This window comes from Streptomyces sp. 7-21, assembly GCF_016741785.1.
Taxonomy (GTDB): Bacteria; Actinomycetota; Actinomycetes; order Streptomycetales; family Streptomycetaceae; genus Streptomyces.
The window spans coordinates 141,620-155,949 of record NZ_JAERRL010000011.1 but is presented as its reverse complement, the minus strand read 5'-3'; the positions used below and the strand labels follow the sequence as shown (position 1 = coordinate 155,949).

The following is a 14,330-nucleotide window of genomic DNA, read 5'->3' as shown; positions in this document are numbered from 1 at the left end:
GCGGACTTCGGCCCGCTGCGGCCGGGCGCCGCCGCGGCGGTGCCCGGCCGCGGCGTCAGGAGCGGTCGAGCGCGGTGAGCGCCCGCCGGGCCAGAGGGTAGGTCCGGACGATGCCGGCGAGGGTGGTGGAGCCGCGGGTGATCTGGGTGAACGCGTTCCAGGCGGGGCGGAACCCGATCATGGCGGCGTGCAGCAGCCGGGGTCTGCTGGCGAAGATGGTCAGCAGCCGCCGGCCGACGCCCATCTCCACGCCCAGGCCGGACTTGATGGCGAAGGTGTAGTTCAGGGCCTGGCGGCGGGCGTCCACGGCGTCGGCGGCCTCGGCGATCCGCACGGCCCACTGGCCGGCGAGACGTCCCGAGCGCAGCGCGAAGGAGATGCCCTCGCGCGTCCAGGGCTCCAGCAGCCCGGCGGCGTCCCCGCACACCAGCACGCGGCCGCGGGAGAGCGGCGAATCGTCGGTGCGGCAGCGTGTCAGGTGCCCGGAGCTGATGGCCGGTTCGAAGCCGGAAAGCCCCAGCCGGGCGATGAAGTCCTCCAGGTACCGCTTGGTGGCGGCGCCGTCGCCGCGGGCGGAGATGACGCCGACGGTGAGCGTGTCGCCCTTGGGGAAGACCCAGCCGTACGAACCGGGCAGCGGGCCCCAGTCGATGTGCACGCGGCCGGCCCAGTCCCTGGCGACCTCCGGCGGCACCGGGATCTCCGACTCCAGGCCCAGGTCGACCTGGTCGAGGCGGACCCCGACGTGTGCTCCTATGCGGCTGGCGCTGCCGTCGGCGCCGACCACGGCGCGCGCGAGCAGCGTCTCGCCGCTGGCGAGGACGACGGCGACCGTGCGGCGGTCCGGCACGGCGGGTCCGTGCTGCTCGACGCGGGAGACGGCCGTTGCGGTGCGCAGCTCGGCCCCGGCCTTCACGGCCGCTTCGACCAGGCGCTGGTCGAACTCGGGCCGGTTGACGAGGCCGAAGAGCATGCGCCGGGAGCGCCGGGTCCGGGCGAGCTTGCCGTTGAGGGAGAACGTGACGGCGTGGACCCGGTCCCGCAGCGGAAGTTCGAAGCCGGGCGGCAGGGCGTCACGTGACGGGCCGATGATGCCGCCGCCGCAGGTCTTGTACCTGGGCAGCTCGGCTTTCTCCACCAGCAGCACGCGCCGCCCGGTCTCGGCGGCCGCGCGCGCGGCGGCGGCGCCGCCGGGGCCCGCGCCGACCACGATGACGTCCCAGACCTCAGTGTTCCCAGCCGCGTTTCCGGATCCGTTGTCGCTGCTCACGATGGGCTGTCGCTCCCCGCTGCGTCTCGTCCTCGGCCACCCCAGGGCATCCTACGGCGCCGGGATCAGCGGGCAGGCTGTGGGAGGATCGGCGAGATTCCGGACTGTCGTCGAGGAGGTCGTCTACCGTGGAGCAGCACAGCGCCGAGCACGCCGGGATCGCGGCGGCCGTGGAGTCCCTCATGCCGAAGGCCCGGGAGGAACTGGCGGAGCTGGTCGCCTTCCGGTCCGTTGCCGATGCCGCGCTGTACCCGGCCGAGGAGTGCCGGAGGGCGGCCCGGTGGGTCGCGGCGGCGCTGCGGGCCGAGGGCTTCGGTGACGTCGAGGTGCTGGCCACGCCGGACGGGAGCGAGACGGTGTACGGGCATCTTCCGGCGCCTGAGGGCGCGCCGACGGTGCTGCTCTACGCGCATTACGACGTGCAGCCGCCGCTGGATGAGGACGCCTGGACGTCGCCGCCGTTCGTGCTGACGGAGCGTGAGGGCCGCTGGTACGGGCGGGGTGCGGCCGACTGCAAGGGCGGCGTGATGATGCATCTGCTGGCGCTGCGGGCGCTGCGCCGCACCGGCGGGATCCCTGTGGGGCTCACCGTCGTCGTCGAGGGCTCGGAGGAGCAGGGCACCGGAGGGCTCGAGCAGTACGCGGAGGCGCACCCGGAGCGGTTCGCCGCGGATGCCATGGTGATCGGCGACACGGGGAACGTGCGGGCGGGGCAGCCGACGCTTACGGCGACGCTGCGCGGCATGGTCGCGGTGCGGGTGCGGGTGGACACGCTGGAGGGCAACCTGCACTCGGGTGCCTTCGGCGGCGCGGCGCCGGACGCGCTGGCCGCGCTGGTGCGGCTGCTGGACACGCTGTACGCCGAGGACGGCTCGGCGGCGGTAGCGGGGCTGCCGTCGGAGGGGGTGTGGGAGGGTACGCCCTACGACGAGGACACCTTCCGGCGGGACGCCGGGGTGCTGGACGGGGTGCCGCTGGTGGGGTCGGGTTCGGTGGCCGACCGGCTGTGGGCGCGGCCGTCGGTCACCGTGCTGGGTATCGACTGCCCGCCGGTGTCGGGCGCGACGCCGTCGGTGCAGGCGTCCGCCCGCGCCCTGGTGAGTCTGCGGCTGCCGCCGGGCACGCCGGCGGAGGAGGGCACCCGGCTGCTCACGGAGCATCTGCGGGCGCACGCGCCGTGGGGGGCGCGGGTCACGGTGGAGCCCGCGGGTGAGGGCCAGGGGTTCCGTGCGGACACGGGCAGTCCCGCGTACGCGTCGATGGCGTCCGCGCTGCGCGAGGCGTACGACGGCACGGAGACGGCGGTGGTGGGGCAGGGCGGCTCGATCCCGGTGGTCGGCACGCTGGCGGGGCTGTACCCGGAGGCGGAGGTGCTGATGGTCGGTCTGAGCGATGCGGCCGCCCGCATTCACGCGGTGGATGAGAGTGTCTCCCCCGATGAGCTGCGCCGGATGGCCGTCGCCGAGGCGCTGTTCCTGCGCCGGTACGCGGCGTCCCGGGGTGGCACGCGGGCGTAGGCGGCGTGTGCCTGGCTCGGGTGGTCCTGGGGGCAGAGTTTGAGTCTCCAGCGGCTGGAGGGTGAAGGGTGAACGCCGTGACCGACCACACCGAGCTGTTCACGATCGGCGAGCTCGCCCGCCGCACCGGCCTGCCTGTGCGGACGATCCGCTTCTGGTCCGACAGCGGTCTCGTCGCCCCGGCCGGCCGGTCGGCGGGCGGGTACCGGCTGTACGACGCCGGGGCGGTCGCCCGCCTTGATCTGGTCCGCAGCCTGCGGGAGCTGGGTCTGGACCTGGCCACGGTGCGCCGGGTGCTGGAGCGCCGGGCGACGGTGCGCGACGTGGCGGCGGCGCATCTGCACGCGCTGGAGGCGGAGATCCGTGTCCTCCAGGTGCGGCGTGCGGTGCTGCGGTGGGTCGTGCGCAGCGGCGGTACGACCAAGGAGATGAGGCTGATGCACAAGCTGGCCCAGATGTCCGCCCGGGAACGGCAGCGCGTCATCGACGACTTCGTCAGCGAGGCGTTCGAGGGCGTCGGCCCGGACGCGCCCGGCGCCCGTATCGCGGAGAGCATGCGTACCCTGCCGGCCAGCCTGCCTGAGGACCCCGCACCGGAGCAGGTGGAGGCGTGGGCAGAGCTGGCGGAGCTGGTCGGGGACGCGCAGTTCCGGCGGCGGGTGCGCGAGATGGCCCTGGCGGGCGCGCGTGGCGGCCGGGAGGAAGCGGATCCCGGTGCCCTGGACGCGGCGTTCGTCCAGGAGCACGCCGGGCGGGCGGTGCGCGAGGGCATCGCCCCGGAGTCGGCGGCCGGCCAGGAGGTCCTGGCGCGCCTGGTGGACGCGGACCTGCCCGCGGCGGACCGGAACCGGCTGGCCGATCAGCTGGCGGTGTTCACCGACCGGCGGGTGGAGCGGTACTGGCAGCTGCTGGGGGTGCTCAACGGCTGGCCGCCGGCGCCGCCGCAGGTCCCGGCGTTCGAGTGGCTGATCGCGGCGCTGCGCGCGCACGCGTAGCGCCGGCTCAGGTGCCGACCGGGACGCCCGCTTCCAGGTTGAAGGGGCGGCCCTCCGCCCGGGCGCGCAGGGCCCACTGCAGACGGGCGTAGCGGCCGGGCGAGAGCATGCCGCGTGCCTCGTCCTCGCCGGCGAAGCGCCAGGCGCGGAGTTCGGCGCCGGGCAGGAGGAGTTCCCGCATCCGGGCGGCCTCCAGGCGTCCGCCGTCGAAGAGGAGGCGGAGCCCGCCGTAGCGCGGCGGGCTGGGCGGTTCCCAGTCGACGATGAGCAGCGGGGGCTCGTGCGCGAGGTGGAGGCCGAGTTCCTCGGCCACCTCGCGCACGGCCGCGCGGGCGGGGGGCTCTCCCGCCTCGACCACGCCGCCGGGGAACTCCCAGCCCGGCTTGTAGGTCGGGTCGACCAGCAGCACCCGGTCCTGGTCGTCGAAGAACAGCACCCCGGCGGCGAGGGTCTCGGCGCGGGGCGGGGGGGTCTGGACGATGTCGCAGATGCCCGCCCCTTCCTGGATGGCCGCGGCCAGGCGCTCGGCGGTCTGGCGGGGGGTGAGGTGGGAGGTGTCGACGATGTGGGCGTCGGCGGTGAGCCAGGACAGTGCGGCGCCGTAGCGGGACAGGTGGCCCAGGCACCACCGGCGGTTCTCTTCTCCGTCCACGAGGGCGCGCTGGTCGATCCGCTCTCGGAGGAACGTTTCTTCAGCGTGGAGCAGGAAGTGCTGCACGGGGATCCGGCGGGCCGCCAGTCCGCCGAAGATCTCGTCCCGGTACTCCTGCCGGAGCAGGGTCATGGGCACGAGCAGGGGGCCTGGCATCTCTGTCAGCAGCGCGGCGGCCGTGTCCACGACGAGCCGGCGCCACGACGGGAGGTCCTGGAAGTCGTCGACCTGCGCCAGCCGCTCCTTGGGCAGCATCGTCCGCAGCCCCGATCCGACCAGCTCGGGGTCGAAGAGCGCGCTGCCTGGCAGGAGGTCGAGCGTTTCCTGGGCCGCCGTCGTCTTGCCGGCGCCGAAGGCGCCGTTGAGCCAGATGATCACCGGTTCCCCTCCTTTCCCGCCCTTGAGTCAGGTGCCCGTTGCACCACGCGCCGGAAACGTCCCCGCCTCATTCCAGCGCGCGGCGGCGGCACCCACGAGGCCGGCGTCGGTGCCGAGCTGCGCCGGGACCACCTCGATGCCGTGCGTGAACGGCAGCGTGGCGTACTCGCCCAGGGCGCGCCGCACCGGGCCGAACAGCACGTCTCCTGACTGGCTGACGCCGCCGCCGATCACCACGGTCTCGATCTCGACGAGCGTGGCCGTGGCGGCGATGCCGGCCGCCAGCGCGCGGGCGGCGCGGTTGAAGGCGTCGAGGGCGACCGGGTCGCCCTCACGGGCGGCGGCGGCCACGCCGGCGGCCGTCGCGTCGCCGTCCGGGTCGGCAGGGCGCCAGCCGGCGTCCCTGGCGTAGCGGGCGATGCTGGTGCCGCTGGCGATGCGCTCGACGCAGCCCCGGCCGCCGCACGGGCAGAGGTCTCCGTTGACGTCGACGCTGATGTGGCCGATGTGGCCGGCGTTTCCTGTGGGACCGGGCCGGAGCCTGCCGTCCAGGATGAGGCCGCCGCCGACGCCGGTGGACACCACCATGCACAGGGCATTGGTGCGGCCGCGGGCCGCGCCGAGCCAGTGTTCCCCGGCGGCGATGGCCGCGCCGTCGCCGACGAGGGTGACGGGGAGTGCTCCCGTGGTCTTGCGGATGCCCTCGACCAGTGGGAAGCCGCGCCATCCGGGGATGTTGACAGGGCTGACGGTGCCGCTGCGCGCGTCGACGGGCCCGGCGCTGCCGACGCCGATGCCGGTGACGTCCGCCCACCGCTCGTGCTCGGTCAGGAGGGCGATGACGTCGGTCACGGCGCGCAGCACCCGTTCCCCGGTCTCGCGGGCGGGGGTCGGAAGCTGGACGCGGTGGCGCAGCGCGCCGTCCGCGCCGACGAGAGCGCCCGCGATTTTGGTGCCCCCGATGTCGATGGCAGCGACAAGTTCCGTGGTCATGGTCAGGAAGCCTGGGCCGGGGCGGGGCGGATTGTCCAGTCGGGCCGGCATGGCCCGGTGACGGGCCGTGCTGCCAGGCGGCGGGGCCCGGGCGTGCCGTGGGGCGGTGGGGGCGTGTGTGACGGCAGCCATGTCATCGTGTGTTCACGCCGCGGGGGCGGACGGCCACGGGAGATTGACCCGGGGGCAAACCCGGCGTCACATGAGCTGGGGAAGCTGGAGTCCGGCGGAGAGATCCGCGCATATGCCCGTGTCTGCTGATGTGGGAGGACATCATGGACTTTTCCCAGCTTGCGATGGGGCTCGTGCTGGTGCGGCGCCCTGAGGACGACGGCAGCGGCCCGCCGCCGGCGGTCCCCGGTCACGAGGCGGACCGGCGCGTGAGCCGCGCGGCCGCCCGGCACCAGAACGCCCCGGCCGGAGCGGGCAAGCGGCGCCGGCTCCGGCCGGGGCGCGGGCGTCAGGCGGCGCCCGCCGCCGTGACCTGACGCCCGGCGGCGGGCTCCCCGGTCAGCCCTTGCGGGCCTTGACCTCCTCGGTCAGGGCGGGGACGACGTCGAAGAGGTCCCCGACGACGCCGTAGTCGGCCAGCTCGAAGATCGGTGCCTCGGCGTCCTTGTTGATGGCCACGATGGTCTTCGAGGTCTGCATGCCGGCGCGGTGCTGGATGGCGCCGGAGATGCCGGCCGCGATGTACAGCTGGGGGGAGACGGTCTTGCCGGTCTGCCCGACCTGGTTGGAGTGCGGGTACCAGCCCGCGTCCACGGCGGCGCGGGAGGCACCGACGGCACCGCCGAGGGCGTCCGCCAGCTCCTCGATGAGCGCGAAGTGCTCGGCGCCGCCCAGGCCGCGGCCGCCGGAGACCACGATCGCGGCCTCGGTGAGCTCCGGGCGCCCTGTCGTCTCCCGCGGCGTCCGCGTCACGACCTGGGTGCCGGACGCCAGGGCGGAGAAGGTGACCTGGAGCTGCTCGACGGTTCCGGCGGCGGGGGACGGCTCGGGAGCGGCCGCGTTGGGCTTGACCGTGATGACCGGCATGCCCTCGGTGACGCGTGAGACGGTGGTGTAGGAGGCGGCGAACACCGACTGGGTGGCCACCACGTGGCCGTCCTGCTCGGCCACGTCCACGGCGTCGGTCAGCAGGCCGGAGCCGGTGCGGACGGCGAGGCGGGCCGCGATCTCCTTGCCCTCCGCGGAGGAGGGGACGAGAACGGCCGCGGGGGAGACGGCGTCGACGGCCGCCTGGAGGGCGTCGACCTTCGGCACGACGTGGTAGTCGGCGAACTCGGGGGCGTCGGCGGCCAGGACGCGGACGGCGCCGTGCTCGGCGAGGGCGGGAGCGGCCTGCTCGGCCCCGGGGCCAAGGTGGACGGCGACCGGGTCGCCGAGGCGGCGGGCGAGCGTCAGCAGCTCGAGGGTCGGCTTGCGGACGGCGCCGTCCGTGTGGTCGACGTAGACAAGGATGTCGGGCACGGTTGTTCCTCTCCGGCGAAGAAGGACGGGGCGGGCGGTCAGATGAACTTGCGCTCGGCGAGGAAAGCGGCCAGCTGCTTGCCGCCCTCGCCCTCGTCGGTGACGATCTCCCCGGCGGTGCGCGGCGGCCGCTCGGTCGCGGACAGCACGGTGGTGCGTGCCCCGGCGAGGCCCACCTGGGACGGCTCGATGTCCAGGTCCTCCAGGTCGAGGGTCTCCACGGGCTTCTTCTTGGCGGCCATGATGCCCTTGAACGAGGGGTAGCGCGCCTCGCCCGACTGGTCGGTGACGGAGACGACGGCGGGCAGCGAGGCCCGCAGCCGCTCCGTGGCGGCGTCGCCGTCGCGGCGGCCGGTGACAGCGCCGTCGGCGACGGAGAGCTCGGAGAGCAGCGTCACCTGGGGGACGCCCAGTCGCTCGGCGAGCATGGCGGGCACCACGCCCATGCCGCCGTCGGTCGAGGCCATGCCGCAGACGACCAGATCGAACCCGGTGTGCTCGATGGCCTTGGCGAGCACCAGGGAGGTGCCGAGGGCGTCGGTGCCGTGGAGGTCGTCGTCCTCCACGTGGACGGCCCTGTCGGCGCCCATGGACAGCGCCTTGCGCAAGGCGTCGGTGGCGTCCTCGGGGCCGATGGTGAGGGCGATGACCTCGGCGTCGTCAGCGTCCTCGGCGATCCGGAGCGCCTGCTCGACGGCGTACTCGTCCAGCTCGGAGAGCAGGCCGTCCACGGCGTCCCGGTCGGTGGTCAGGTCCTCGGCGAACGTCCTGTCTCCGGTGGCGTCGGGCACGTACTTCACACAGACAACGATCTTCAAGCTCACGCCGCTCTCCTTCTGCCATCGGTCCGCGCGGGGCGCCCCGGAAGATCAACCCCGTTGTTACCGGCCAGTACATACAAGGATAGCGGGTGGCATCAAGCATGCCGCACTGTGATGTGGCCAACGCGCCGGGACGCCGCCGCGGCGTGCCCTCAGCCGGCGACGGCGGCGCCGAGCGCCGCGATGACGTCGGCCGTGCGCGGGACGCCGGCCGCCCGGCGCACCACGCGGCCCTCCGCGTCGAGCACCAGGACTGTGGGCGTGCCGCTCACCTCAAGGCTGCGCACCAGGTCCAGGCGGGACTCGGCGTCGATCTCGATGTGCGCGACGCCGTCGACCATGTCCGCCACCCGCGCCAGCACCCGCCGGGCGGCCCGGCAGGGCTGGCAGAAAGCGCTCGAGAAGTGGACGAGCGTGGCCCGCTCCCCCAGACGCGGCGCCCCGAGCCGGGCGGCGTCCAGCCGGTCCGGGGACGCGCCGGGCGCACTCACCTGGCCATCTCCTCGCGGAGGGCAGCGACGAAGCCGTCCACGTCCTCCTCGGTGGTGTCGAAGGAGCACATCCAGCGGACGTCGCCCGCGGCCTCGTTCCAGAAGTAGAACGGGTAGCGCTTGCGGAGCCGGTTGCTGGCCTCGTGCGGCAGCCGCGCGAAGACGGCGTTGGCCTCGACGGGGTAAAGGATCTCGACGCCCGCCACGGCGCGGACGCCCTCGGCCAGGCGGGCGGCCATGGCGTTGGCGTGCCGGGCGCTGCGCAGCCACAGGTCCCCCGCCAGGAGCGCTTCGAACTGCGCCGAGACGAAGCGGGTCTTGGAGGGCAGCTGCATCGACAGCTTGCGGATGTGCTTCATCGCGCGGACAGCGTGCGGGGTGAGGACCACGACGGCCTCACCGAAGAGCATGCCGTTCTTGGTGCCGCCGAACGACAGGACGTCGACGCCGGCGTCGGTGGTGAAGGCCCGCAGGGGCTCGCCGAGCCGGGCGGCGGCGTTGGCGAGGCGCGCGCCGTCCATGTGGACGGTCATGCCGCGGGCGTGGGCGTACTCGCACAGGGCGCGGATCTCGCCGGGCGTGTAGGTAGTGCCGAGTTCGGTGCTCTGGGTCAGCGAGACCACCTGCGGGGTGGCGCGGTGCTCGTCGTCGAAGCCGTACGCCTCGCGCTCGACGAGGCCGGGGGTGAGCTTGCCGTCCGGGGCGGGGACGGGCAGCAGCTTCAGCCCGCCGACGCGCTCGGGGGCGCCGCACTCGTCGGTGTGGATGTGGGCGGTCTCGGCGGTGATGACGGCGCCCCAGCGGTCAGTGAGCGCCTGCAGGGCGACGACGTTGGCGCCGGTGCCGTTGAAGACCGGGTAGACCTCGGCCTCCGGCCCGAAGTGGCGGGCGAAGACACCGCTGAGGTGCGCGGTGTAGTCGTCGGCGCCGTAGGCCGGCTGGTGGCCGCCGTTGGCCAGGGCCAGCGCGGCGAGGATCTCCGGGTGGACGCCGGCGTAGTTGTCGCTGGCGAAGCCCCGGGCGTCCGGGTCGTGGTGGCGGCGGGCGTCGGTGGGTGTCACGGCTGGGGGGTGAGCCACTGGCGGGTTCCGTTCACGTCGCTGGCGGGCTTGTCCCAGAGCCCGGTGATGGCACTGGCGAGATCGGTCACGTCGGTGAAGCCGGAGAACGCGGCTCCGGGCCGCTCGGCGCGCAGGGCGTCGTGGACCAGGGCCTTGACGACGAGCACGGTGGCGGCCGCGGGCGGCGGGCCGCCCCTCCCCGCCTTGCGGAAGCTGTCCGCCAGGGCCAGGGTCCACGCCTCGGCGGCGGCCTTGGCCGCGGCGTACGCGGCGTTCCCCGCGGTGGGGCGGCTGGCCCCGGCGGCGCTGACGAGGGCGAAGCGGCCGTTGCCGCTGCGGGCCAGGGGCGCCTCGAAGGCGAGGGAGGTGTGCTGCACGGTGCGGATGAGCAGGTCGTGCAGCGCGTCCCAGTCGGCGAGGTCGGTCTCGGCGAAGGAGGCGGAGCCGCGCCAGCCTCCGACGAGGTGGACCAGCCCGTCGACGCGGCCGTACTCCTCCTCCGTCTTCGCCGCCCACTGCCGGGCGGCGTCGAGGCTGAGCAGGTCCACGGTGTCGCCGGTGACGGTGGCGCCGCCGTGGGCGTACCGGGCGCGGTCCACGCCCTGCGCCAGCCGCTCGGCGTCGGCGTCGGCCGCGACCACCGTGGCGCCCGCCTCGGCGAGGCGCAGCAGGGTGGCGTGGCCGGCGGGTCCGCCCGCGCCGGCCACGGCGACGACGGCGCCCTCGAGCGGGCCGCCGGTTGCGCCGCCTGGGGTTCTCGGGGTGCCTGGGGTGGTGCTCATCGTTCTCGCTTCCTTGGGTCCCATGATGCCGCCGCGCCGGCGGCCCGGATCAGGCGGCCTGGGGCTCGGGAGTGTCCGCGGTGATGCCCCGGGTCGATTCGATCACCTTGCGGAGCTTCCTGGCCAGGGCCTCGTAGAACAGGCTGAGGGGGAACTCGTCAGGAAGCACGTCGTCCACCAGCTTGCGCGGCGGCAGGCTCAGGTCCAGCGCCTCGGCACCCTTGGCCCAGGTGGAGCCGGGGTGGGGGGCGAGGTAGGAGGAGACCAGCTCGTACGCCTTGAGCCAGTGCACGATCTTTGGCCGGTCGATGCCGCGGCGGTACAGGTCCTCGATGTCGGCGCGCAGCCGCACGGTCACCTCGCGGGCGCGGTCCCAGTCGAGGCTGAGCTTGTTGTCGCGCCAGCGCAGCGCGTCGTTCTGGTGGAGGCAGGCGAACAGCAGCTGGCCGCCGAGGCCGTCGTAGTTGCGGACGCGGGCGCCGGTGACGGGGAAGCGGAAGAGCCGCTCCAGCAGCACCGCGTACTGCACGTCACGGCCCTGGGGGTAGCCCTCCTCAGCCAGGCGGATCGCCTCGTGGAAGGCGGTCAGGTCGCAGCGCAGCTCCTCCAGCCCGTACATCCAGAACGGCTGGCGCTGCTTGATCATGAACGGGTCGAACGGCAGGTCGCCGTGGCTGTGCGTGCGGTCGTGGATGAGGTCCCAGAGCACGAAGGTCTGCTGGCAGCGCCGCTGGTCGGCCAGCAGCTCCCGCGCCTCGTCCGGCAGGTGCAGGCTGGTGACCTCGCAGGCCGCATTGACCACGCGGCGGAACCGGGCGGCCTCGCGGTCGCAGAAGATCCCGCCCCAGGTGAAGCGCTCGGGGGCCTTGCGCACGGAGATGGTCTCGGGGAAGAGCACCGCCGAGTGGGTGTCGTAGCCGGGGGTGAAGTCCTCGAAGGTGATGCCGAGGAACATCGGGTTGTCGAAGCGGGTGCGCTCCAGTTCGGCCAGCCACTGCGGCCACACGACGCGGAAGACCACGGCCTCCAGGTTCCGGTCGGGATTGCCGTTCTGCGTGTACATGGGGAAGACGACGAGGTGCTGGATGCCGTCGGCGCGCGTCTCGGCGGGGCGGAAGGCCAGCAGGGAGTCGAGGAAGTCCGGCACGCCGAAGCCCTCACCGGCCCAGCGGCGCAGGTCGGCCTCCAGCGCGCGGTGGTAGGCGGCGTCGTGCGGCAGCAGCGGGGAGAGCGTGCGCAGCGCCGCGATGACGCGCTCGATGAGGCGTTCCAGGTCCGCGCGGGAGGGCGCGTTCTCGGCGCCGAAGTCCACGGAACCGTCAGCCGACTGGGCCGGCCGGATGGCCTCCACCGCCGCCTTGAGCTCGGCCCACGCGGGATGGCCGACCACGCGCTCGTCCGGCGATCCGTCGAGAACCTCCTCCACAGACGCAAGAGTTTCCGCCATGACCCCTCCTTCGCTGGATTTTTTCCTTCTCAACACGCTATCCAGCCCAGATCCTCCTATCAACCGGGCGGGCGCACCTCGCGCGCGCCGGGGTGCAGGGCGGCTAGGGTGAGCCCATGCCGCTGCTGACCGTCGGGCACCGCGGGCTGATGGGCGCCGAGCCGGAGAACACCCTGCGGTCCTTCCGCCGCGCCGACCGCGAGGGACTGGACGCCGTGGAACTCGATCTGCGCCTGAGCAAGGACGGCGAGCTGGTCGTCATGCACGACGCGGAGGTCGACCGCACCACCGACGGCAGCGGGGCCGTGGCGGCCCTGACCCTGGCGGAGCTGCGGGGCCTCGACGCCGGGCTGGGAGAGCGCGTGCCGCTCTTCACCGAGGCGCTCGACGCGGTGCGCGCGCCGCTTCAGGCGGAGATCAAGGACCGGGCGGCGGCGCAGGTGCTGGCGCGCGTGCTGGCCGAACGGGACGAAGACCGGCGGGTCACCGTCATCTCCTTCCACGATGAGGCGCTGCGCGAGATCAGCGCCCTGCTGCCGGGCGTCGCGCGGGGGCTGGTGGCCGGCCGCTCAGCGCCCTCGGTCCCGGAGCGCGCCGCGGCGCTGGGGGCGTCGCTGGTGTCGTGCGAGCTGCGGTGGCTGGACGAGGAGACCGTCGGCCGGTGCCACGACGCGGGCCTGACCGTGCTGGCCTGGACCGTCAACACCGGTGAGGAGCTGTCCCGGGCGCGGCAGCTGGGCCTGGACGGCATCGTGACCGACCGGCCGGAGATCGCGGCGCGCATCAGGCGAGAGGCTTGACGAGCACGGCGAACTCCAGGTCGCCGCGCAGCGGCACGCCGAACCGCTCGTCGCCGTAAGGGAAGGGGCTGGTCTCGCCGGTACGGACGTAGCCGCGGCGGGCGTACCAGGCGATGAGGTCGGCGCGGGCGGAGATGACCTTCATCCGCATCTCCCGGGCTCCCCAGCCGGTGCGGGCCCGCCGCTCGGCCTCCGCCAGCAGGCGCGAGCCGATCCCGGCGCCCTGGCGGCGCGGGCTGACGGCGAACATGCCGAAGTAGGCACTGGCCCCTTCCCCGCGCCCCGCGGTTTCCTCCGGCCCGGCCGGCCCGGCGACGCGCTGGAGGTGGCAGCAGGCCACGAGGCTGCCGTCATGCTCGGCCAGCAGCAGCTGGCTGGCCGGGTCGGCGATCACCGCACCGACCTCCGCGGCATCGGTGCGCTGGCCGGCCAGCAGATCGGCCTCGGTAGTCCAGCCCGCGCGGCTCGCCTCGCCCCGGTAGGCCGACTCCACCAGGGCCACCACGGCGGGTACGTCCGCCGGCCCGGCGGCGCGGAATCCGAGTGCGGTCAGGGGCGTCACGGCACCGCATCGTACGCAACCGGCCGCCGCCTGCCCTCGCCGCCCGGGTGAGCGGTGCCCGCGAGGGAACGAACTCCCCGCTCGCGGGGGCGCGTTCCCGCTTCGCCGGGCGCCGTTCTAGGCTGGCGGCATGCTGATCGCGCTGACGCTGCTCACGCTCGGCGGGCTGACGGCGGCCACGGCGCCCCGCATCATGGCCCGGCGCACGTGGCCGGACCGCGAGCCGGTGCTCGCGCTGTGGGTGTGGCAGTGCGTCGTGGCGGCGGTGCTGCTGTGCTGCGTGCTGGCGATGGCGCTGGCCGGGTCGGCGGCGTGGCACGAGGTGCGCGGGCACGTCTTCGCACCGGCGCCGAGCGCCGTGATCGAGGCGTACGCGCTGCCGCACCAGGGACAGCGGTGGGCGGCCGCGGTGGCGGTCGCGCTCGCGGGCGGCGGGGTGTGGACAGCTGTGATGCTCACCCGCGAGGTGCGGCGCTCCCGCGCCGAGCGCCGGCGGCGCCGGACCGAGCTGCTCAGCCGCGCGCCGCGGCTGCCGGGCGAGCCGGCGGAGCCCGGTGACCGGCTCGTGGTGCTGGAGGACGACCGGCCGGGGGCCTGGGCGCTTCCGGGCCCGGTGACGCGGCTGGTCATCACCACGGGCGCGCTGCGGCGGCTCACCCGGCGGCAGCTGGATGCGGTGCTGGCGCACGAACAGGGGCACGCGCGCGCCCGGCACCACTGGCTGCTGTACTGCGCGGGCGCCCTGGCCAACGGTTTCCCGGGGGTGCCGGTCTTCGCGGAGTTCCGCCGGCAGGTACACCGGCTCACGGAGCTGGCCGCCGACGACGTCGCCTCGCGGCGCGTGGGGCGCCTGGCCACCGCGCTGGCGCTGACGGGCCTGAACGAGGACCGCGGCGTCTTCGGCTGCCACGCCCGGCGGGAGGGGCAGCTGCCGCAGCGCGTCGACCGGCTGCTGTCCCCGGCCCGGCGGTGGACGGCGGGCCGCCGGCTGCGGATGACGGCGGCGGCGGCCGTGGTCCCCGTCGTGCCGCTGCTGGTGGCGTTCGCCCCCGGGCTGTCCGCGCTGCGCGGCTGAGGCGGCCGTGCGG

15 protein-coding genes are annotated in these 14,330 nt (G+C 74.5%); 5 read left to right on the top strand and 10 right to left on the bottom strand.

The window, feature by feature from the left end; translation table 11 throughout:
• Nucleotides 1-55: 55 nt before the first annotated feature.
• Nucleotides 56-1,270 carry a geranylgeranyl reductase family protein gene (locus JK356_RS15850; RefSeq protein WP_201868618.1) on the bottom strand — a complete coding sequence of 405 codons (1,215 nt, stop codon included), beginning with the start codon at nt 1,268-1,270 and terminating at the stop codon, nt 56-58.
• A 128-nt stretch (nt 1,271-1,398) separates the two neighbouring features.
• Between JK356_RS15850 and JK356_RS15845 the strand changes: the two genes are divergently transcribed.
• Together JK356_RS15845 and JK356_RS15840 are read left to right on the top strand one after the other, a co-directional pair.
• Nucleotides 1,399-2,787 carry a dipeptidase gene (locus JK356_RS15845; protein ID WP_307815635.1) on the top strand — a complete coding sequence of 463 codons (1,389 nt, stop codon included), beginning with the start codon at nt 1,399-1,401 and terminating at the stop codon, nt 2,785-2,787.
• A 77-nt stretch (nt 2,788-2,864) separates the two neighbouring features.
• Nucleotides 2,865-3,782 (top strand): MerR family transcriptional regulator, encoded by a 918-nt coding sequence (locus JK356_RS15840; protein ID WP_201868616.1) that lies wholly within the window; start codon nt 2,865-2,867, stop codon nt 3,780-3,782.
• A 7-nt stretch (nt 3,783-3,789) separates the two neighbouring features.
• On the opposite strand, the gene JK356_RS22390 is transcribed toward JK356_RS15840, so the two are convergent.
• Together JK356_RS22390 and JK356_RS15830 are read right to left on the bottom strand one after the other, a co-directional pair.
• Nucleotides 3,790-4,812: an NUDIX hydrolase gene (locus JK356_RS22390; RefSeq protein WP_201868614.1), complete on the bottom strand. Its 1,023-nt coding sequence runs from the start codon at nt 4,810-4,812 to the stop codon at nt 3,790-3,792.
• Between the two features lie 27 nt (nt 4,813-4,839).
• The gene (locus tag JK356_RS15830) at nt 4,840-5,805 is read right to left on the bottom strand and encodes an ROK family protein (RefSeq protein ID WP_201868613.1); all 966 of its coding nucleotides are present in this window, start codon (nt 5,803-5,805) and stop codon (nt 4,840-4,842) included.
• Nucleotides 5,806-6,080: 275 nt separating this feature from the next.
• On the opposite strand from JK356_RS15830, the gene JK356_RS15825 reads away from it, so the two are divergent.
• Nucleotides 6,081-6,293 carry a hypothetical protein gene (locus JK356_RS15825; protein WP_201868612.1) on the top strand — a complete coding sequence of 71 codons (213 nt, stop codon included), beginning with the start codon at nt 6,081-6,083 and terminating at the stop codon, nt 6,291-6,293.
• Between the two features lie 22 nt (nt 6,294-6,315).
• On the opposite strand, the gene JK356_RS15820 is transcribed toward JK356_RS15825, so the two are convergent.
• The 6 genes from JK356_RS15820 to JK356_RS15795 all read right to left on the bottom strand — a co-directional run bounded on the left by JK356_RS15820 (nt 6,316) and on the right by JK356_RS15795 (nt 11,880).
• On the bottom strand, nt 6,316-7,278 hold the full coding sequence (locus JK356_RS15820; RefSeq protein ID WP_201868611.1) for an electron transfer flavoprotein subunit alpha/FixB family protein: 963 nt from the start codon (nt 7,276-7,278) through the stop codon (nt 6,316-6,318).
• Between the two features lie 38 nt (nt 7,279-7,316).
• Nucleotides 7,317-8,102, bottom strand: a complete 786-nt coding sequence (locus JK356_RS15815) for an electron transfer flavoprotein subunit beta/FixA family protein (RefSeq protein WP_201868610.1) — start codon at nt 8,100-8,102, stop codon at nt 7,317-7,319.
• Nucleotides 8,103-8,251: 149 nt separating this feature from the next.
• Nucleotides 8,252-8,590: a thioredoxin family protein gene (locus JK356_RS15810; RefSeq protein ID WP_307815632.1), complete on the bottom strand. Its 339-nt coding sequence runs from the start codon at nt 8,588-8,590 to the stop codon at nt 8,252-8,254.
• Nucleotides 8,587-9,651, bottom strand: coding sequence for a low specificity L-threonine aldolase (locus tag JK356_RS15805; protein WP_307815631.1), 1,065 nt, complete (start codon nt 9,649-9,651; stop codon nt 8,587-8,589). The genes JK356_RS15810 and JK356_RS15805 overlap by 4 nt, the downstream gene beginning before the upstream one ends.
• Nucleotides 9,648-10,433 carry an SDR family NAD(P)-dependent oxidoreductase gene (locus tag JK356_RS15800; protein ID WP_201868605.1) on the bottom strand — a complete coding sequence of 262 codons (786 nt, stop codon included), beginning with the start codon at nt 10,431-10,433 and terminating at the stop codon, nt 9,648-9,650. The genes JK356_RS15805 and JK356_RS15800 overlap by 4 nt, the downstream gene beginning before the upstream one ends.
• Nucleotides 10,434-10,482: 49 nt before the next feature.
• Nucleotides 10,483-11,880 (bottom strand): DUF6421 family protein, encoded by a 1,398-nt coding sequence (locus tag JK356_RS15795; RefSeq protein ID WP_201868603.1) that lies wholly within the window; start codon nt 11,878-11,880, stop codon nt 10,483-10,485.
• 116 nt (nt 11,881-11,996) lie between these two features.
• Between JK356_RS15795 and JK356_RS15790 the strand changes: the two genes are divergently transcribed.
• The gene (locus JK356_RS15790) at nt 11,997-12,680 is read left to right on the top strand and encodes a glycerophosphodiester phosphodiesterase family protein (protein WP_201868602.1); all 684 of its coding nucleotides are present in this window, start codon (nt 11,997-11,999) and stop codon (nt 12,678-12,680) included.
• Here JK356_RS15790 and JK356_RS15785 read toward each other — a convergent pair.
• On the bottom strand, nt 12,664-13,242 hold the full coding sequence (locus tag JK356_RS15785; protein ID WP_201868601.1) for a GNAT family N-acetyltransferase: 579 nt from the start codon (nt 13,240-13,242) through the stop codon (nt 12,664-12,666). The two genes, JK356_RS15790 and JK356_RS15785, sit on opposite strands and share 17 nt — an antisense overlap.
• A 130-nt stretch (nt 13,243-13,372) precedes the next feature.
• On the opposite strand from JK356_RS15785, the gene JK356_RS15780 reads away from it, so the two are divergent.
• Complete coding sequence (locus tag JK356_RS15780; protein WP_201868600.1) at nt 13,373-14,317, top strand: M56 family metallopeptidase; 945 nt, start codon at nt 13,373-13,375, stop codon at nt 14,315-14,317.
• The last annotated feature ends 13 nt before the right edge of the window (nt 14,318-14,330 follow it).